Genomic DNA, 15,865 nt, shown 5'->3' on the forward strand with positions numbered 1-15,865 from the left:
CTCCTGATTGATGAATTATCCGAAGATGCCGCCGCCCTGGCTCGCAGCGAGGATGTTCGCCTTCATCTGCTCGACCGGGCTCAGCTCGCCCTCGGTCTGTTTCTTCCCGCCCTTCGGCAGGTTGGCCGCTTGCTTTGTCCGGCGGGCCGTGGCGCTCTCCTCGCGGCCCGCTCGTTTGCCTTGCTCGTATGCCTTTGCGCCGGACTCCCCGAATGCCTCGGCGGCCGCCATGCGGAGGACGCGGGGAGAAGGGTTCTTGACCAGGCCGGGGTTGCCAAGCTCATTGGCGATTTCCGCCACCTTGCCGAACAGCAACCCCATGCCCTCGTCGCTCGCCGCTCGCGGGTACTGCTTCGTCAGCGCCTCGACGTTCTTCAGCAGCTGCTCGTCCTCGCGAGCTTGCTGCAGGGGCGCTACCTGCTGCGCCGCAGCCGCCGCAACCAACTGCTGGATTGTCCCGAAAGGGTTGTCCTTGAAATGGCTCCAGAACACCTCGTTAGGGTCCGTTGGCTGGCCGCCGGACTGTGCCTGCTGAGGCGCCGGAACCGCCGCCGGCTGCTGACGGCTCTTGGTGAACTCGCGATGAAGGTTCTGATAGGCCTTCGCGAGCTCATCCGACGACTTGAACTTCCCGAGGATCAGTTCTCCGTCTTGTCCGGACTCATCCGGGGACGCGCCGTCCTCGTCGCCTTGCTCCTCGCCGCCTTCGAAGTCGTCCTGCTCCTCAAAGTCGGCGTCGCCTTCGGTGATCTGTCCGGCCGCCTGCTCTTCTTGTCCGGATGCGTCCGGGGATTCGCTCGCGGTTATCGTACCTTCATCTCCGAAAATGCTCATGGGTGATGCTCCTCTCGATTCGTGGAATATAACAAGGCTCCCGATGAGGGAGCCGATCCACCGAAGTGGTTAACGGGCGTCGGAGTCTCGCCGACGCCCGAGCCAATCAATTACGCGCGACGCCGGCGTTCGCCCACATGACGGACTGCTCAAGGTTCGTCATCGCCAGCGACTTCGTCTTCCATCCCCTTCTTGATTGTGTCGGATATATGTGAAAGCACCGACTCCAGAGCCTCGACTCCGGCGCGGTGCTGAATGACTTCCTCCCAGCTCCCACAGGTGAGAAGCTGCTGCATTCGGTCGTGGATGCGTCCGGCGATGAAGCCCTCGACTTGTCGCCAGCCGGCCATCTCGATCAGGAAGCGCAGCTCCTGCGCCTGCTGTTGCTCCGCCTCGCTCATACGCCCGCCCCCTGCATCTGAAGTCCTTGCTCCTGCATCAGCGCCGTGTTCGCGCCGCCGCCCGCCGCTGGCATGCCCCCGTCAGAGGGGACGCCTTGCGGCGCTGGCTGGCCGCCGCCCTGCCCTTGCACGAACGTCATCAGCGCCTGGCCAATGTCCGGCGGAAGCGTCTGGATGAATTGCATGACGGCCTCTTGCTGGATCTGCCCGCTCAGCTCGGCGTCGGTCGGCAGCAGCTCGTCCGTGTCCTGGATGTCGTAGGCCTCCAGGATCTTCTCGAGTAGCGCGCGCCGCTTCAGGGGGAACTGCTGATAAAACGGGTCCTTGCTGGCGATGTTGTACAGCTCGACCATCCGCTGCTTATAGGCTTCCTTGTTCGCGATCGGCTCGACGCTGCTGCCGGCCGGTGTCAGGAAGAACTCGCCTTGGATCTCCTCCGGGCTGATCTCCGGCCATTCCGCATCGGCCTTGTCGAAGAGCGGGAGCAGACGGATGTCGTGGATGTACTGCTGGTTCAGCTGAATCATCTTGCGGCTGATCGCGACGAGCAGCTTCTTTTCGAGCGAGCTGATGATCATCTTGAAGCGCACGCTCGCGTTGTTGTCCTTGCTCATGGTCGTCGTTGCCGTCTCTTTGGCCCCGCTGGAACCCATGACCACGTCCTGCGCTCCTGTGGCGTCCTGCGCGTCCTTGCGAATCGTCGCTTCCTGGTTGAAGGAGGTCGTCACTCCGCTGTCCACCGCATCGAGCACGGCGAGGTCCTCCATCTTATCGACCTCGATAACGCCGCCCTGCCGCCATTTCAGCTGCTTGCGGTCCAGTACCGCGCCGCGCCGGACCTTCCACATGCGCCGCATGCTGTACGAACGGTAGTCGATGCGCTGGTTACGCTCCGTGTTCAGCTCCTGCAGCAAGTCGTAGATGATTTCCATCACGCCGACGCCGTAGAAATTGCCTGGATCGTCGCAGTACACGTCTTTGTCGTAGGGCTTGCGCTTGTGCCAGAACGGGTTGCCCGCGTCCTTGGCGAGGTACGTCCGATTAATGATGATGACCTGCCGGTCGTCCTCCCAGTAGAAATGCACCTCGAACAGGTTGTCGTCGCTGTCCTGCTCCAGATTGGCGTCGTCCACGTTCGGCAGCCCGATCGCATTCATGCGGTAATCGCGCGCTTTGTTCTTGGCCGAGAGCTTCGGGACCTTTCTCCAGTCCAGCTTCATCTCGTCGTCATCGTCGGCCATTCGCTGCAGCTCCTCCTTGGAGAGGTAAGCCACATGGCCGCAGAACCGCGCGTCGTCGATGTCCTCAGCGTTCGGGTCCACGAAAAAGAGCCCCAGGTCCATGAACTTGACCTCGGGATCGTCGTAGTCGACGGTCGTCTCTTCGATCGGCTGCCAGTCTTGGATCGGCGTCTCGCCGTCGTCATCCAGCAGCGGTAGAGGTTCGCCTGTCAACGGGTCCAGCTCCTCGCTCATGACCGGCTGCCGCTCCCGGCGGATGCGCGTGCGCTCCGTGTAGCGCCAGCCCGTGTACGCGACCGTCGTTCCGTATAGGCAGCACGTCTTCAGTCCGGAGATGAATTCGTCCTGGATGTCCATCGGGACGTTCATCTGGTAGTCGAGCAGCACCTCCATCTTCTTGGCCGCGTCCTCCCAAGGCTTGGTCTCCTTGTTGGCCCGGTAGTCCATCACGTCGACCGGAACGCCCCGCAGCCGGACATACGGCCGCGCCGCGAAGAGCGTCTCGACCAGGCGCGGCAGGATCGTCTCCAGCATGGTGAAGGCCATGGGAATGCTGATGTTGCTCCGATCGGTGACAGGCTTCAAAGTCTGTTTGTCCCGCAGCTGGTCGACCATGTTGCGCCACATCTTGTAGTAGCGCGTCCAGCGCTCCCGGTACGTCCGGTCGCGATAGTTCTCGGCGGCCTCGATGCGCGTCATGTACCAGGCCGCCGTGCGCTTACGCTTGCTGCTCGTCGCCAAAGCTTCCCCTCCCCTCGTTTATTACCTGCTCGCCCACGTGGTAGAGCCTGCCGTCCAGACCCATGCAGACCAGCGGCCGGCCGCAGTCCCGGCAGCAGTAGGCCGCGCCTGCATCGCCGTACAGGTCCATGATCAGGTGCTGCTTGCCGCAGCAGCTCGTCATGAGGCCGGTCGCCTCCCGGTTCGTTCGGGAGTACTCGAGCGTCACCTTCCGCTTCAATAGCCCGTCCCCCCGAAAGCTTCTTCATAGTCGTCTGCCGGGTCGTAGTAGACCTCCGGCTCCATCTGCATGCTCTGCTGTCCGCGCGCCTGATGCGCGATCGCCAGCGACAGGATCAGGTCGTCGTGCTTGCCTGCCGCCGCCTCAGGCTTGCCGGTCGGCCCGCGCACGAAGGACAGCATCTCGTGCAGCGTGGCCAGGTCGTTGATCAGCTCGATGCTCTCGCGGACGACCGTGACGAGCTCGGCAATGATGACCGGCCGGGTGACTTTCGTCGTGCGGAAGCCGTGCTTGGTCTGCTCCGGCTCGTTGATGTCGTCCAGGTTCTCACGCCGATACTGCCGCCAGTACCCGAGCCGCTCCAGCTCTTTGATCGGGTGCAAGTCAAAGTTCATCTCGATGCCGAGCAGCGCGTACCCGTAGTGCTTGCCGAAGCAGTACATCTGCTTGGCGTACAGGTCAGTATCGCTGTGGCCGTGCCAGACCGCCACCTGCTCGCCGGTGATGTTGTCGAGCATCTGGCCGGCCGAGTAGTCCTTGCCGCCTTCCGACGTGTCGCCGCCCATCGCGTACGGCCGCCGCGGCTCCGGGTGCTTGTAGATCGTGCAGACGCCGTTCGGGTCCGGCACAAACCGGATGGAGCTGTCGACGATCCGCTCCTGCGTGTACTGGTAGACAAAGCTGCCGCGCACCGGCCCCTCGCCCGCCTTACGCTGGTCCTCGTAGCGCACGCGCAGCAGCTCGATGCGAGCCATGACCTTCCGGCTGTCGAAGACCGGCGTGCCCGTCATCAGGAACGCCTCCAGATCGTTCGCCGGGTACTCCTGTCGGAACTGATCCTCCTTGCTCCGGTCGGGCGTCTGCGGCATCTCGCTGATCTTCCAGCGGCGCCACTTGATCTGCTCGGGGCTCAGGCCGTACCGCTGGACAAGCTGCTGCTCCTCTTCGTCGTACTCGAGCCGCTCGCCGGCCGCCAGCGGAAGCAGGTATTCGGGATGCTGGAACCAGGCGTAGAAATGCGCGCGCCAGTTGTTCCCGCCGCGCTTCGCATCCTCGTATGTCTGGTGATAGTAGTTGCCGACGCCGTTGGCCGTGCTCTCGATGACAATTTCGCCATCCGGAGGCACCGCCTGCAGGAGGCCGGTCATCAGCTCCTCTGGGTTCGGCCAGAAAGCGACCTCGGAGCAAAGAACATAGTTGAACGTTTGGCCGCGTCCGAAACCCGGAGAGCCAGCCGTACCCACGCTTATTCGGCTGTTGACTCCGATGAAGTAAAACTCCTTGCGGTTGCCGTACTTCGGTCGGTTCTTCCCGTTGTTCAGCTGCTCCTTCTTCGCCTCCGGCAACCGCTCGTACATGAGCTGCACCGTTTGAAATAGCTTCTGTGTGCTGTCTGCGTCATGAGCGACAACGGCGGCATTCACATTCTCCTCGTTTATCACGCATTCAAAAAACCTCGCCAGCGTCAGCGTGGAGAAGCCGAGCTGCCGAGGCTTGAGGATGATGTCGCGGTTCGTCTTGTCGTTCCAGTACAGCTCTTGGATCGGGTTGAAGCGCAGCGGCACGACCTGCTTGGTCTTGTTGCGAATGAACAAGCGCTCCTGAATGTACTCTCGCGGCCGCCGCTCCCACTTGGGCGTGTTCTTGACCTTGGCCTGCTCCTTGATGCGGTTGTGGATGTTGGCGAGCAGCACAAGCAAAACACCTCCAGTATATCTTTAAGAGCTAAAAAGTTCGTGCTTGCTCTCGTATAAAGACTCATGAGGTGGAATAACGTCACGAAAGGTTTGCTCCTTCGATATTTAATTGTAGACAAGGGGGTAATGATTTTGATTCATGTAATCATTGAGGCTTCTTTTAATGCTAAAGAAATTCTCGTCGCGGTTAACGATTTTCTCAACAACGCAGCAGATGTAATTCAAGGGCTGAGTTCGGTTATCGCACTCTTTCCAGCCAAAGAACATGAAAAAAAAGCTTCGTCAAAGTGACGGTGCTTTTTTCATGCCTCCTGATACCCCCTCATCTGCTGTTGCTGCTCGACGATCCGCTGAAGGCGCGGGTTAGCCGCAATCTTCTGTTCGGCCACCTCGTATGCCTCCGGGTTCTCCGCGCGGAAGATGTCCATGAAGACGCTGAGGTATTCCTGAATCAACGAGAACTCGAACGCCTTCTCCCGCAGCGACGCCATGAACCGTGCGTTCTCCCTCAGCTCGCGGTTGAGGGCCGTCATGTTGCCGATGTTGCGCCTCAGTTCCAGCGTGAAGCCAATGCCCCATCGGTCCAGCGCAGACACCTCGACGCCGTCTTCCTTGAGCATGTCCCGCAGCATAATCACTCGCCGCTCGAACATGTCCGGCAGATCCGCGATCCAGTCGAAGCGATCGGCCAGCGCTTGCGTGGTCCGGAATTGCAGGTCGATCAGGTCGATATCCCGTTCCACGAGCCTGGCCACGCGGTCTGGCTCTTTCCGGAAGGCCTGCCTCTTCTGCTCCGTAGGAAAGACGGTGGACACAGGCTCCGCTCCGCGCTGTGCAGGTGACAAAGCAGCTGTCTCCATTGCCTCCAGGTAGCGCCGCACCGCCATGTTGCTGACAGGCACCTTTGCTTCCCGCGAGCATGCCTCGGCGATTTGCTGCGGGTTCTTGCCATCTCTCAATCCGGCCGCGACGACGCTCTGTAGGCCGAGCTGTTCGATCTTCAACGGCTTCGCCATCATTGCGCCCTCCTTAACGTTACGGCCTCGTCAGCCGTTATTGTTTCGTTAAATCTCCAAGTGAAAAAGCCTCGAACCCTTATCCAGCAAGTGTTTGAGGCTTAACGTTATGCTTTTCGTTAAATGGCGGGGTGCATGGCGAAAATTATCGTTCTACAACTTTTTATACTCTTTATCAGATATTTTCTCAATAACTCCATACTGGCAAAGGTCATCGAGTCGTTTGTGTATATTTAGCGGGCTTATAAATCCATGATATTTTTCAAGCACTTCATTGAATAACTGTTTATTTGTGAATACCGTTTCTGGTTCGAGAGTAGCAATCCACTTGTCAATATGAGATTCCATCCTTCCCACTCTAATATGAGACCTTACAAATGTAGAATTATTAACATTCAATGAACTCTTAAGCTCATTTAGTTCTTTTGATATATTTTCTTTTATATCATTTGCAACTTCGGCTTTATTTACTTCCTCTTTTCCTAAGCCATTAATCTTTAAATCAACAATTTTATTAACCCGATCTTCAACATCATTGAATTTTTTGTCAGGGTCAAATTTATTTATCTTTGTATCCATCTGTGTCAATTTTTCTCTGAGTTCTCCAATTAATTCATGCATTTGAATATTGACCACGTCGCTTTTAGTAGCTTCACGTACAGAAATGTATATTGCAACAGCACCTAACGCAAACGAAACGAATGTTGAACCGTATGAAATTATACCCATTACAGCATCGTTATCAATAAAAATAATTCCCTGTGTGTAAACAAACATTGCAAGCACCCAGAACCAGTCTTGGGTTCTCCACCAGTTCCGTTTCTTTTTCTTTGTCAATTCATTTTTAAAATCATCAAACTCTTTCTTACTCACTCCAGGTTGAATATACCCCATGATCTGCCTCCATTTTCCAAAGCTAAGCCAAAAAAAGCTTATCCCAGAAGGAATAAGCTCGTCAACTTGGTTTTTTCAATCTTCTCCCGCGCCCGCTCGATGTACGTCTGGACGCTGCTCCGCCCCACATGAAGCTCTCGGCTGATCTCTTCGAAGGTCATGCCGTCGACGACGTGCAGCATGTAGCATTGCCGCTCCCGCTCCGACAGGTCACGCATGGCCTCCTCGATCCGGAAGCGCTCGTCCTCCGTCAGGTCGCGCGAGCTTTTATCCCTCTCCACCACCCAGCGGCTGTTCGGCGAGCTGTAGCTGTCCAGGATGGCCGGGTCCCAGGTCTGGACGCGCACCGCGCGCTCCACGCCCCGGATGCTTCCCGGCCTGCGGCCAGTTTCCAACCAGTCGATGACGTAATCGCACTCCGCCACCATCTCGGCAAGGACGCGCCGCTCCGCCTTGTCGGTGGACTTGGCGTGCAGGGCCCGGGTCATCTTGCGGGAGCGCCGGTAATTGTCCGCGGTCGCCGGCCCCATGTTCATGATCGTGTAGGCCTCAAACTTCGAGTACAGCTGTCCGATTGCCATCTCTGTTCATCCTCCTCTGAATGAGCCAAAGAGCGCCGCTATGGCGCCCTTGGCTGTCGGTTATAGGTCAAGCCGTCCGAAGCGCTGCTGCTCCTGCTTCGAGGCGTTCAATTCGTCCTTCCAGCGCTGCGAATCGGTCAGCAATTTCTTCTGCCGAGAGCGCCACCGCTCGATCAGCGGACTTTCCTTCCACGGCGTTGTCCGGAAGCGCGTCCTCAGAAAATCGATCGTCGACCGGCTTCACCTCTTCCGCTTCCGGAGCGCTCGCTGGTGCATCAGCAGCAGCTCCGGGAAAGGTGACGGTCCCGGCCACAGGCGGCAGCGGGATCGGCGCTGCTCCATGACGCTCGAGCTGTCGGTTCAGCTGCTCCAGCTTCTCGCGCTTCAGGCGCTCCTCCCGATCGGCGTCGCTCTCAGGTTTGAGCGTAGAGGTCAGAACCAGGCCGCCCTTGCTGCCGGAGCCCTGACGGCTCTTGTAGGTCCGCAGCATACCTTCCAGCTCGTCAATTTGGCGCTTGAAGCTCTCGGCCTGGGCTTGTTGCCGCTTGGCCTCTTCCTGCGCCTCCTGCAGCATGGTCACAGCGTTGTCGCGCTTGCTCTCCGCGTCCCGCATGCCCTCGATGGCCGCGTGCTTCGCCGCGCGCTCCTTGCGCAGGTCTTCGCCCGCCGCTTCGATCTTGGACTCGTACTGCACCGCGTCCTCCGTCAGCACCCGGATGCGCTCCTGCAGTTCCCGCTCACGGGCAGCATGCTCGTCCAGCACGGCCGCCAGCTCGTCGTTGTGCTGTGCGAACGCGTACTCCTTGACCTGGCTGATCAGGTTCCGGATCTCGTCGTTCGCTCCCTCGACGCCCCAGCGAGCGTCGTAATCCTCCGGCAGCTGGACGTCCGCAACCTCCTCCGCCTGGCGCTGCAGGCGATCGGCCTCCTTGATCTGTGCGGCGATGCCGGCCTGCTCGTTCTCCAGGATCGTCCGGCGGAACCGGTCGTCCGGGTTCTCCGGGTTCAAAGCCATCTTTTCTACCTCGAGGGCTTCGTACTTTTCATGCAGGTCTTCATGTGGCATGTTGACATTTCTCCTCTCAATTTCGTCTCTCCCGGCAGCTCCAGCATTTTGAGGAGACCAACCTCCCGGCCCGTCGTGTCCACCAGCACCCCGTAGCCCCCATGAATCTCCCATCGGCCCTTTACCATCGCCCTCTCCTGCCTTATGATTGGTTTGTGTATGTTCTGGCCGCCTTGTGCGGCCTTTTTTATTTGTCCAGCGAAGGAAGCGCATGCTGGTCACTCCTCTCCAGCCTTTACAGATCCGCGCAGATCGCCGGCGGCTCCCAGGTATAGTGAACAACCGCGTATTGAACTCCGTTGTCCTTAGAAAGGCGTCGAACCTTCGTTATTTCGCCGCCCTGCTCCTCGATCACCGACAGAGCTTGATCCAAGGTAATTTCAAAATCTTCCGCCCGCTCTTCCACCACCTCGGTCAGCTGCCGCTTGAATCTGGAGTCCCTACCCATCGGCTCTATCTCCTTTCAGCTTGGTGAGAATCTCACGTGCACGCTGGCCGCCGTCGACCTGAACCTCGCTCGGCATAAATTCGTATCCTCGTGGCTGGCAGTAGTAGACGCTGTCCTCCTCCTCCGTCTCGTCCCCGTACCACTCCAGCTTCTCGACGGCCTCTCCCAGCTTCTGGCGGAGCTGAGCCGCCTGGCTCTCCCAGCCTGCTGCAGCGTCTGCCCAATTCTGCACGGACTCACGAAGCTGGTCGTTCTCGGCCTGTAGGCGCTTCGTCGCCGTGACCTCACATGCCCATTTTCGTGTCATCCGGTCAATCTCCGCTACGTGGATGTTGATCTCTCCCTGCTGGCGCTGTACCTCGGCTAGGAGGGAATTAGCCCACCCGTACCCGTTCTGGACGAACAGGGTCGGGTTCCGCAAGCCCTCCGATATCTCCGCAATCTGCTCCGCCGTCATGCGGGCGGGCTGGGCTGCTGGGACGCTGTCCTCCATCGGATCGCTGTCATCCTGCTCGACGTCGCGACGATGCACAATGATTACGCCGCTGCCTAGTTGGATGGACACACTGTCGCCTTCGACCGCGAACACTCTGCCTACTACCCCCTTAGCCGGCCCGCTCACCACGCGCCCAGGAGCAGGCACGCGAATCGGCTGCTGTTCGTTACTCATGGGCGGCCTCCTAAAATGATCTCAATGCTGCTCGGCTCACCGATGGCCTTTGCCGTTAACTGGTACCCTGTTCCCATAGCGGCCGTAAGCCGCATCAAAATGTCCGAACGTGCTTCTGTGTCAAAGTGGCAGACCATTGCTCCGATCGTGTGGGAAGCCATCGACAACAAGGTGTAGAGACTTTCCTCTGATGCACACTTGCCGGATTCATTTATCAGGTATTTCGCTACATTTTCGAATGTCGGTTCCATCCGTTATCCCTCCTTGGGAGGCCCCTAGGGGCGCTCCATTATCTGTCCAGTCTCGCGTATCCGCGTTTGCATAGCGCCAAGATGACTTGCTCCACGCCCTCCATGCTGGTTGGCCACTCCGTGCTCGACTCGATCTCTGTCAGCAGTGAGGGCGAGACCGTCCATCCTAACGGTCCGTCAGGGCCATCGGCAATTGGGATCGGCTTGACCTCCAGGCTGTTCAGCACGTCCAAAATCGGTTGTCTGTTCATTGGTTTGTCCTCCTTGTGGGAAGCCTTAGCCTCCCTGTGTTGTGCCCCTGGGGGCTATTCACAAAGTCCGTACTGGCTGCTGCAGGTCGGTACGTCCTCAAACTCCATCGCCTTGAAAAGGTCGTAGTTCTTGCCACCGTATGCGGTCCTTGACCAGGCAACCTCGTCGTGAATGCCCTCGCCGTGGCCGTTTGCCGTTGGGAAAAAAGTTGATCCCCCGCGCTTACTTGCCTGAGCAACAATTCCTTCCCAGGCCGCGATTCGCTCGATCTCCGTCGGGTAGCGCCGGGCGATCTCGTACAGCTCCTGCTTGCCGCAGTTGATGCAGGGCATACAGCCAACCCGGCCCATCCCTTGCTTATAGAGAGGATTTGGCTTGATGCCGTGCTTGTCGTGCATCGCGAACACGTCCTCGACGGTCCAGAGCAGGATCGGCCGATAAATTTCGTAGCCCTCCGGAGTGGCCTCGCGCTCCGTCAGCTTGGCGCGGGCCGGACTCTCTTGAGCGCGTACACCTTGCCAGCTGACGACATGATGACCGGCCTCCAGCAGAGGCATGTACACCTGCTCCATCGTCGGGATGATCTTGAGCTCCTGGGTGCAGAACCGCGCTTTCGTGGAAGCGCCCTTTCCAAATCGCCATGTCCAAGAATGGATTCCCTGTCGGTTGCAGTACCGCCAGCGCCTGCCCGATGATCGACTCCGGGACGCCCTCTTCCCGCCACTTGGTCTGAACGGTGACGCGTTTCCTTTCAATCTGCGAGGCGAAGTCCGCCTTGATGCGCTGGATCGGCCCAAGCTCCTGTTCAAGGTAATCCAGATATTCATATGTCGTCGGATGCTCGTTTCCCGTGTCCGAGAATACCGGGTGGACCTCTTCGCCAAGCTCCCGCGTTGCATAAATCCACATGGCCGCGCTGTCTTTGCCTCCGGACACGGTCATTACGTTGATGGTCGGCACTCCCTATCCCTCCTTATGAAACTGAAGGCTCGTTTTGCCGTTAAAGGATCGGGGGGGGAATTCTTATGAAAAAAAGAACCGTCAAAATTTTCAAAGCAATCTCAGGACTCACTGTTCTAATCTTTATCCTTTTTTTTGGCTTTATGTTGTTGGTTGGAGTTAACAGTGTCGATGTTTTAAAGGATTCTATCTTCATGAACAGAGTGGCGCTGATTCTCGGAGCTTTATCTATCCCCGGCTTGTTGACTCAACTTCTCGACATCATTCATGAGGATAAGAAGGAGTTTACCGCTACAACTTGTTGCCCTAACTGCAAGCACAATGTTGAGATTCGGTTATCAGAAAAATCCTAATCCAAGCAAAAGTATCCTTTCCCGATTCGCTCGATGTCCGCCTCCGTCGCCGGAGCCACCAGGTATGCCCGGCCGCGGATAATCAGGACTTCCTCCTGCCCTTCTTCTAGCTTCAGCAGCTCGTCTTCGTACGGGAATTTCTCGTTCATGCAATCCTCCATAGGGAAACGGGGCTTAGGCCGCCCCGTTGTCGTCTCTCTGCTCGATAATCATTTTTTTGACGCGCTTCTTGTAAGCGCCGAACGATGCCTGGAGCTTGCCTGTAGTGACATGCAGGCTCTTCGCCGTGTCCATCCAGCGCTCGTTCGTTTCTTGGCGCTTGGCGATGATTGCCGGGAAGTCGAACGGAATGTCCTGGAAGGTCGGCTTCACGGTCAGGATGAATTCCTCGATTTCCTCTTTGCTCACGTCCGCGCCGGGCTCTTCCTCACCTTCGCCGGCCTGCTCGCCGCCCTCGTCCCCGTCTTCCGTCTCCTGGCCGCCTTCTTCTTCCTGCTGCTCATCCTCCAGAGCAGGATCACCGCTCTCGCCGCCATGCTCTTCCGAACCGAAGTCCAGCTCCATCTCCGGTTCGCTGCCGTCTCCCTCACCGCCGTCCGCACGCTCCGCGGACTCGACAACACCGCTGCCGTCGATCTTGGCCACCAGCGCGCCTCCCGGACCGCGGTCGAACAGCATCTCGACTTGTGGGTTTCCAAATTGCACCACGATCTCGTGACCCTTGAAGCTGGCGATTTCGGCGATCTTCGTGAAAGCCATGCTCTCCGGCAGCTCAAGCTCGACTTTGTTTTTTCCTGCCAGCGTGATTTTTCCGAATTTTGCTTGGAACTGTACGTTTGCCATTTTCAGAACATCCTCTCAGGTTTGAAATGACTTCCTCTTGCCGTTTAATCAGCCGGACCGGCTCATGCAGCGCGCGAGCGATCTGCGCGAGCACATAGGCGTCCGTGATGTTGTTGCTGCGGGACCGGAAGCCCCAGCGAGCGTAGACCTCGACGGCCAGCACTTCCTTGGCGCAGTTTCCGCCGGCCCCGCTGAACTTCTTGAGCGCGGACGGCGCGACCTCGACGAATGTGATGCCCCGGATGTGAAGCTGCAGCCGAATCGCCCACCCGATGCCGCCGAGCAGGAACCCGCTCTCGCTGGCGAAGCCGAAACCCTCGATGGCCACCTGATCGCCGGGCTCAACGAGGGCCATCACCTTCCGAATCAGCGCCAGCATCGCCTCCGGCGTCGGCGCGCGGCCGTTCAGGCTGTCCTCAGCGACCTCCCGTTCCTCCCAGATCTCGCCTTCCTCGTCAAGGACGACCAGCCCGGTCTTGGTGCTGGGGTCGATGCCGACGTACCTAGGCATCTGCCAAGGCCGTCCGCAGCTGCTCCGCCGCGTAGTCATAGCATGCGGCCGCCATGGCCGCGCCGAGCTCACGCATGTGCTCCGCCTTGGTCTCCAGGTCATCCAGCACCCGGAGGAACGCTTCCCCGGCCCGATTGCGCCGTTCTACGCTACCCGCTTCCAGGTCAGGCCGTGGAAGCAAGGCCAATTCCTCACCAGCGCGGCCGCCACCTCCGCCTCCGTTTCGTACTGCGGCCCCAGCGGCCGCCCCCTGTACATCAGCTGATACATGCCATGCGCCTCCTTGGATCTTGTAGTATTCGATGAGCCCATCGACCAGCGCTTCCGGCTCGATGCCGGGCAGCTCGCGCTGTACGTCTTGCGGTAGCGGCTCTATTCCGGTCGCCATGAACAGCCGCTTGGCGGCCTCATACGAGTGCCATTTGTTCAGCATGCTTGCTTCCCCCTGTGTCCAAATTCACGAGCCGGTTGAAATCCTTCAGGAAGGCCATCTCGACCGTCCCGAGCGGGCCGTCCCGCTGCTTCGCGATGTCCAGCTCGATGATGTTTTTCTTGGTGCTCTCCTTGTCGTAGTAGTCATCCCGGTACAGGAAGCCGATCACGTCCGCCTCCTGCTCGATCTCGCCGCTCTCCCGAAGGTCGCTCATCAGCGGCCGCTTGTTCTGGCGCTCCTCGACCTTCCGGCTGAGCTGGCTGAAGACGACGACCGGCACCTTCAGCTCTTTGGCCAAATCCTTCAAGCCGCGGATGTTCTCGCTGACGAGATCGTACCGCTTGGCGCCGGGCGCCCCGCCGATCTTGCCGAGGTAGTCGATGAGGATGTACCGCAGGCCGCGCTCACGCTTGATCTTACGGGCCTTCGCCTTGATCTCGGCCACCGTCGTACCGGCCTGATCGTCGATGACGAAGTTCGCGTTGCTCAAGATGCCGATGGCCATCGTGTACCGCTCCCACTCTTCCGGGAGGATCGTGCCGGCCTTGAGCGACTGCAGGCTGATCCTGGAGACGTTCGAGACCATCCGGCGCATCAGCTCCTCGTGCGAGCTCTCCAGCGAGAAGATCGCGCCCGGCTCCCCCGGCTGCCCGCCCTCGGCAAGCGAGATGTTCAGCGCGAGCTGATTCATGAGCGTCGTCTTGCCCATGCTCGGCCGCGCCCCGATGACGATCAGATTGTTGTCCTGCAGCCCGCTCAGGATCTTGTCCAGCGCGTGGATTCGGGTCGGGATGCCGCTCATGCCGCTCTTCGCGCCGGCTAGCATCCGCTCGAACGTGTCGTGGAAATTCAAGGCCGCAGCCTTGGCGTCGACCATCGTCTCGGTCTTGATCGTCATGTCCGCGATGCGGGCGAGCTTGGCCGTGGTAAGGGCGATCGCCTCCCGGATGTCCTCGCGCTCCCTGAGCCCACCCTTCCCGCTGAGCTCCTGGCATGTCCGGATGGCCGCTCGCAGGGAGGCGATGTCGCGGAGCCGGATGCTGAGGTATTCCACCGTCGTGTCCGTGATGCGCCCAACGTTCCGCAGCTGGCCGGCGAAGTGGTCGATCGTCATTCCTGTGTCGACGACTGTCGGCGCCAGGGCCGGCAAGTCTACCAGTCCCGGGTCCTCTTCCCACAGCTCATAGATCCGCTTGCAGATCCGGCGGTAGGCCGTGTGGTAAAAATAGTCCGGCTTGACGATTTCGTAGACGAGGCCGATGCAGGCCGGCTCGATGACCATCGCGCCGAGGACTTGAATTTCGAGTTCACGCTCAAACGGCACTTGGTTTACGTCTGCTGAATCCTGGGATCTCTGGGATGACATAGGTTCCGTTTTTCTTCGCCTCCTCGACGATGGCGCGCCTGCGGTCTTGCTCGGCGATCCAGTCGTTTGTTTCCTCGACGGTCATGATGCCGCCGTAGTACCGGTCCTGCGCGGCCGGCTGCTGCCGGTTCTGGGTTGAAACGACCTGGAGCTTCGGCGGAGCCTGCTGCCGCTGCCATTCCTCCAGCACCGGATTCCGGTAGTAGCTCAAGGAGCCGATCGTCTGGCCCTTGGCCACTCTGTCCGCATGGACCCGCTCCATCACCTCGCAAACCAGGTCGGAAGGGATGCCCTGTCCTAGCAGCTGCTGGATCGTCTGCCGATCCATCATCGTGATCTGCGTGTCGATCTTCCGGTGCAGCTCGCAGTACATGTCCAGAACCTGGATAAAGGGCTCACGGGCGGGTTCCGGTTTTTCAGCCCGAAGGGGAGGGTCTTCTAAAGCAGCTGCTTTTAGATCTTTTTTTATCTTTGCTTTAATAATTGCTTTAGAGAGCCGAAAACCCTTGATACGACTGGGTTTTTCGAGGGTCGGAGTTCCTGTTTTAAGAACTCGACAGTTCTTGTTTTGAGAACTTTCCGGTTCTTGTTTTAAGAACTGAACACTGTCAGAGTTCTTATTTTGAGAACCGTTCGGTTCTTGTTTTAAGAACCGTTGAGTTCTCGTTTTAAGAACTTTTTCAGGGCTGCATCGGCTGATATTTATCGCGATCAGATCCTTCATCAGCTCTGCATCATGCCCTTTATTCGGGGTGATCTGCCACTGGTCGAAGTGCTTGTTGAAACGGAAGATGCCCTCCGACTTCTCCCAGCCGATGACCTTGGCGGCCATCAGAGCCTCCAGTTCGTCGCGGATATTGTTCTTGGTCACCCCGCAGAGGGTGAAGTGCGAGAGCTGAGGGATCACGGCGTCAGGCCGTCCGCAGCCCCAGCTGAGCGTCAGGATGAAGTCGATGATGTTCCGCTGCCGCTTGCTGAAATCCCTCCGGATCAGCTCCCGGTGCACCTCGTGAGATATGCGGATGTGCGCGTCGTCCGGCTGTGGGTTGACCTGCGATGCCATCGGCCGTGTCCTCCTCTCTCAGAT

The 15,865-nt window shown here is 58.8% G+C and carries 23 protein-coding genes and 1 pseudogene; 2 read left to right on the plus strand and 22 right to left on the minus strand.

The annotated features are described in order from the left end of the window. Window positions 1-15: 15 nt before the first annotated feature. The 6 genes from HGI30_RS15905 to HGI30_RS15925 form a co-directional block, all read right to left on the minus strand. On the minus strand, window positions 16-834 hold the full coding sequence (locus tag HGI30_RS15905; RefSeq protein WP_168908453.1) for a hypothetical protein: 819 nt from the start codon (window positions 832-834) through the stop codon (window positions 16-18). Between the two features lie 106 nt (window positions 835-940). Further along, window positions 941-997: an Acb2/Tad1 domain-containing protein gene (locus HGI30_RS23755; RefSeq protein ID WP_456238630.1), complete on the minus strand. Its 57-nt coding sequence runs from the start codon at window positions 995-997 to the stop codon at window positions 941-943. After that, complete coding sequence (locus tag HGI30_RS15910) at window positions 984-1,235, minus strand: hypothetical protein (RefSeq protein WP_168908454.1); 252 nt, start codon at window positions 1,233-1,235, stop codon at window positions 984-986. Before HGI30_RS15910 ends, HGI30_RS23755 begins: the two co-directional genes overlap by 14 nt. Beyond that, the gene (locus HGI30_RS15915; protein ID WP_168908455.1) at window positions 1,232-3,217 is read right to left on the minus strand and encodes a portal protein; all 1,986 of its coding nucleotides are present in this window, start codon (window positions 3,215-3,217) and stop codon (window positions 1,232-1,234) included. The genes HGI30_RS15910 and HGI30_RS15915 overlap by 4 nt, the downstream gene beginning before the upstream one ends. Beyond that, complete coding sequence (locus HGI30_RS15920) at window positions 3,195-3,437, minus strand: hypothetical protein (RefSeq protein WP_168908456.1); 243 nt, start codon at window positions 3,435-3,437, stop codon at window positions 3,195-3,197. Before HGI30_RS15920 ends, HGI30_RS15915 begins: the two co-directional genes overlap by 23 nt. Continuing rightward, window positions 3,434-5,131: a terminase large subunit gene (locus HGI30_RS15925; RefSeq protein WP_168908457.1), complete on the minus strand. Its 1,698-nt coding sequence runs from the start codon at window positions 5,129-5,131 to the stop codon at window positions 3,434-3,436. Before HGI30_RS15925 ends, HGI30_RS15920 begins: the two co-directional genes overlap by 4 nt. Before the next feature lie 135 nt (window positions 5,132-5,266). Between HGI30_RS15925 and HGI30_RS15930 the strand changes: the two genes are divergently transcribed. Continuing rightward, a complete protein-coding gene (locus HGI30_RS15930; RefSeq protein ID WP_168908458.1) occupies window positions 5,267-5,425 on the plus strand; it encodes a hypothetical protein in 159 nt (52 codons plus the stop codon). Between the two features lie 11 nt (window positions 5,426-5,436). On the opposite strand, the gene HGI30_RS15935 is transcribed toward HGI30_RS15930, so the two are convergent. From HGI30_RS15935 to HGI30_RS23465, 10 genes and pseudogenes are all read right to left on the minus strand, one after another. Beyond that, window positions 5,437-6,153, minus strand: coding sequence for a hypothetical protein (locus tag HGI30_RS15935; protein WP_168908459.1), 717 nt, complete (start codon window positions 6,151-6,153; stop codon window positions 5,437-5,439). A gap of 150 nt (window positions 6,154-6,303) precedes the next feature. Then, window positions 6,304-7,044, minus strand: coding sequence for a hypothetical protein (locus HGI30_RS15940; protein WP_168908460.1), 741 nt, complete (start codon window positions 7,042-7,044; stop codon window positions 6,304-6,306). 38 nt (window positions 7,045-7,082) lie between these two features. Next, window positions 7,083-7,625: a sigma-70 family RNA polymerase sigma factor gene (locus HGI30_RS15945; protein WP_168908461.1), complete on the minus strand. Its 543-nt coding sequence runs from the start codon at window positions 7,623-7,625 to the stop codon at window positions 7,083-7,085. A gap of 67 nt (window positions 7,626-7,692) precedes the next feature. Continuing rightward, window positions 7,693-8,904 (minus strand): coiled-coil domain-containing protein, encoded by a 1,212-nt coding sequence (locus HGI30_RS15950; RefSeq protein WP_168908462.1) that lies wholly within the window; start codon window positions 8,902-8,904, stop codon window positions 7,693-7,695. Window positions 8,905-8,926: 22 nt separating this feature from the next. Further along, the gene (locus HGI30_RS15955) at window positions 8,927-9,139 is read right to left on the minus strand and encodes a hypothetical protein (RefSeq protein WP_168908463.1); all 213 of its coding nucleotides are present in this window, start codon (window positions 9,137-9,139) and stop codon (window positions 8,927-8,929) included. Continuing rightward, on the minus strand, window positions 9,132-9,809 hold the full coding sequence (locus HGI30_RS15960) for a hypothetical protein (RefSeq protein WP_168908464.1): 678 nt from the start codon (window positions 9,807-9,809) through the stop codon (window positions 9,132-9,134). The genes HGI30_RS15955 and HGI30_RS15960 overlap by 8 nt, the downstream gene beginning before the upstream one ends. Continuing rightward, complete coding sequence (locus HGI30_RS15965; protein ID WP_168908465.1) at window positions 9,806-10,060, minus strand: hypothetical protein; 255 nt, start codon at window positions 10,058-10,060, stop codon at window positions 9,806-9,808. The genes HGI30_RS15960 and HGI30_RS15965 overlap by 4 nt, the downstream gene beginning before the upstream one ends. A gap of 38 nt (window positions 10,061-10,098) precedes the next feature. After that, the gene (locus HGI30_RS15970) at window positions 10,099-10,311 is read right to left on the minus strand and encodes a hypothetical protein (RefSeq protein ID WP_168908466.1); all 213 of its coding nucleotides are present in this window, start codon (window positions 10,309-10,311) and stop codon (window positions 10,099-10,101) included. Between the two features lie 54 nt (window positions 10,312-10,365). Continuing rightward, the gene (locus tag HGI30_RS23460) at window positions 10,366-10,884 is read right to left on the minus strand and encodes a phosphoadenosine phosphosulfate reductase domain-containing protein (RefSeq protein WP_268957795.1); all 519 of its coding nucleotides are present in this window, start codon (window positions 10,882-10,884) and stop codon (window positions 10,366-10,368) included. A gap of 247 nt (window positions 10,885-11,131) precedes the next feature. Continuing rightward, window positions 11,132-11,254, minus strand: a pseudogene (locus tag HGI30_RS23465) (phosphoadenosine phosphosulfate reductase domain-containing protein); the annotation flags it as partial. A gap of 83 nt (window positions 11,255-11,337) precedes the next feature. On the opposite strand from HGI30_RS23465, the gene HGI30_RS15980 reads away from it, so the two are divergent. Next, on the plus strand, window positions 11,338-11,625 hold the full coding sequence (locus tag HGI30_RS15980; protein ID WP_168908467.1) for a hypothetical protein: 288 nt from the start codon (window positions 11,338-11,340) through the stop codon (window positions 11,623-11,625). Here the strand turns inward: HGI30_RS15980 and HGI30_RS15985 are convergent. From HGI30_RS15985 to HGI30_RS16010, 6 genes are read right to left on the minus strand one after another with little or no spacing between them, the layout of a single operon-like run. Next, complete coding sequence (locus tag HGI30_RS15985) at window positions 11,622-11,774, minus strand: hypothetical protein (RefSeq protein ID WP_168908468.1); 153 nt, start codon at window positions 11,772-11,774, stop codon at window positions 11,622-11,624. The two genes, HGI30_RS15980 and HGI30_RS15985, sit on opposite strands and share 4 nt — an antisense overlap. A 25-nt stretch (window positions 11,775-11,799) precedes the next feature. Continuing rightward, window positions 11,800-12,468, minus strand: coding sequence for a hypothetical protein (locus HGI30_RS15990; protein WP_168908469.1), 669 nt, complete (start codon window positions 12,466-12,468; stop codon window positions 11,800-11,802). Beyond that, window positions 12,398-12,979: a hypothetical protein gene (locus HGI30_RS15995; RefSeq protein WP_235680154.1), complete on the minus strand. Its 582-nt coding sequence runs from the start codon at window positions 12,977-12,979 to the stop codon at window positions 12,398-12,400. The genes HGI30_RS15990 and HGI30_RS15995 overlap by 71 nt, the downstream gene beginning before the upstream one ends. Further along, complete coding sequence (locus tag HGI30_RS16000; protein ID WP_168908470.1) at window positions 12,972-13,412, minus strand: hypothetical protein; 441 nt, start codon at window positions 13,410-13,412, stop codon at window positions 12,972-12,974. Before HGI30_RS16000 ends, HGI30_RS15995 begins: the two co-directional genes overlap by 8 nt. Further along, a complete protein-coding gene (locus tag HGI30_RS16005; RefSeq protein WP_168908471.1) occupies window positions 13,387-14,736 on the minus strand; it encodes a replicative DNA helicase in 1,350 nt (449 codons plus the stop codon). Before HGI30_RS16005 ends, HGI30_RS16000 begins: the two co-directional genes overlap by 26 nt. After that, a complete protein-coding gene (locus HGI30_RS16010) occupies window positions 14,726-15,841 on the minus strand; it encodes a replication protein (protein ID WP_168908472.1) in 1,116 nt (371 codons plus the stop codon). The genes HGI30_RS16005 and HGI30_RS16010 overlap by 11 nt, the downstream gene beginning before the upstream one ends. Window positions 15,842-15,865 lie beyond the last annotated feature (24 nt).

Origin of the sequence: Paenibacillus albicereus (assembly GCF_012676905.1) — a bacterium.
Classification (GTDB): domain Bacteria; phylum Bacillota; class Bacilli; order Paenibacillales; family Paenibacillaceae; genus Paenibacillus_O; species Paenibacillus_O albicereus.

Excerpts from the sequence above, each read along its gene's own strand:
- HGI30_RS15905 (WP_168908453.1), bottom strand. The coding sequence starts at position 834 with ATGAGCATTTTCGGAGATGAAGGTACGATAACCGCGAGCGAATCCCCG.
- HGI30_RS15910 (WP_168908454.1), bottom strand. The coding sequence starts at position 1,235 with ATGAGCGAGGCGGAGCAACAGCAGGCGCAGGAGCTGCGCTTCCTGATC.
- HGI30_RS15935 (WP_168908459.1), bottom strand. The coding sequence starts at position 6,153 with ATGATGGCGAAGCCGTTGAAGATCGAACAGCTCGGCCTACAGAGCGTC.
- HGI30_RS15940 (WP_168908460.1), bottom strand. The coding sequence starts at position 7,044 with ATGGGGTATATTCAACCTGGAGTGAGTAAGAAAGAGTTTGATGATTTT.
- HGI30_RS15945 (WP_168908461.1), bottom strand. The coding sequence starts at position 7,625 with ATGGCAATCGGACAGCTGTACTCGAAGTTTGAGGCCTACACGATCATG.
- HGI30_RS15950 (WP_168908462.1), bottom strand. The coding sequence starts at position 8,904 with ATGCGCTTCCTTCGCTGGACAAATAAAAAAGGCCGCACAAGGCGGCCA.
- HGI30_RS15955 (WP_168908463.1), bottom strand. The coding sequence starts at position 9,139 with ATGGGTAGGGACTCCAGATTCAAGCGGCAGCTGACCGAGGTGGTGGAA.
- HGI30_RS15960 (WP_168908464.1), bottom strand. The coding sequence starts at position 9,809 with ATGAGTAACGAACAGCAGCCGATTCGCGTGCCTGCTCCTGGGCGCGTG.
- HGI30_RS15965 (WP_168908465.1), bottom strand. The coding sequence starts at position 10,060 with ATGGAACCGACATTCGAAAATGTAGCGAAATACCTGATAAATGAATCC.
- HGI30_RS15970 (WP_168908466.1), bottom strand. The coding sequence starts at position 10,311 with ATGAACAGACAACCGATTTTGGACGTGCTGAACAGCCTGGAGGTCAAG.
- HGI30_RS23460 (WP_268957795.1), bottom strand. The coding sequence starts at position 10,884 with ATGGAGCAGGTGTACATGCCTCTGCTGGAGGCCGGTCATCATGTCGTC.
- HGI30_RS15980 (WP_168908467.1), top strand. The coding sequence starts at position 11,338 with ATGAAAAAAAGAACCGTCAAAATTTTCAAAGCAATCTCAGGACTCACT.
- HGI30_RS15985 (WP_168908468.1), bottom strand. The coding sequence starts at position 11,774 with ATGAACGAGAAATTCCCGTACGAAGACGAGCTGCTGAAGCTAGAAGAA.
- HGI30_RS15990 (WP_168908469.1), bottom strand. The coding sequence starts at position 12,468 with ATGGCAAACGTACAGTTCCAAGCAAAATTCGGAAAAATCACGCTGGCA.
- HGI30_RS15995 (WP_235680154.1), bottom strand. The coding sequence starts at position 12,979 with ATGCCTAGGTACGTCGGCATCGACCCCAGCACCAAGACCGGGCTGGTC.
- HGI30_RS16000 (WP_168908470.1), bottom strand. The coding sequence starts at position 13,412 with ATGCTGAACAAATGGCACTCGTATGAGGCCGCCAAGCGGCTGTTCATG.
- HGI30_RS16010 (WP_168908472.1), bottom strand. The coding sequence starts at position 15,841 with ATGGCATCGCAGGTCAACCCACAGCCGGACGACGCGCACATCCGCATA.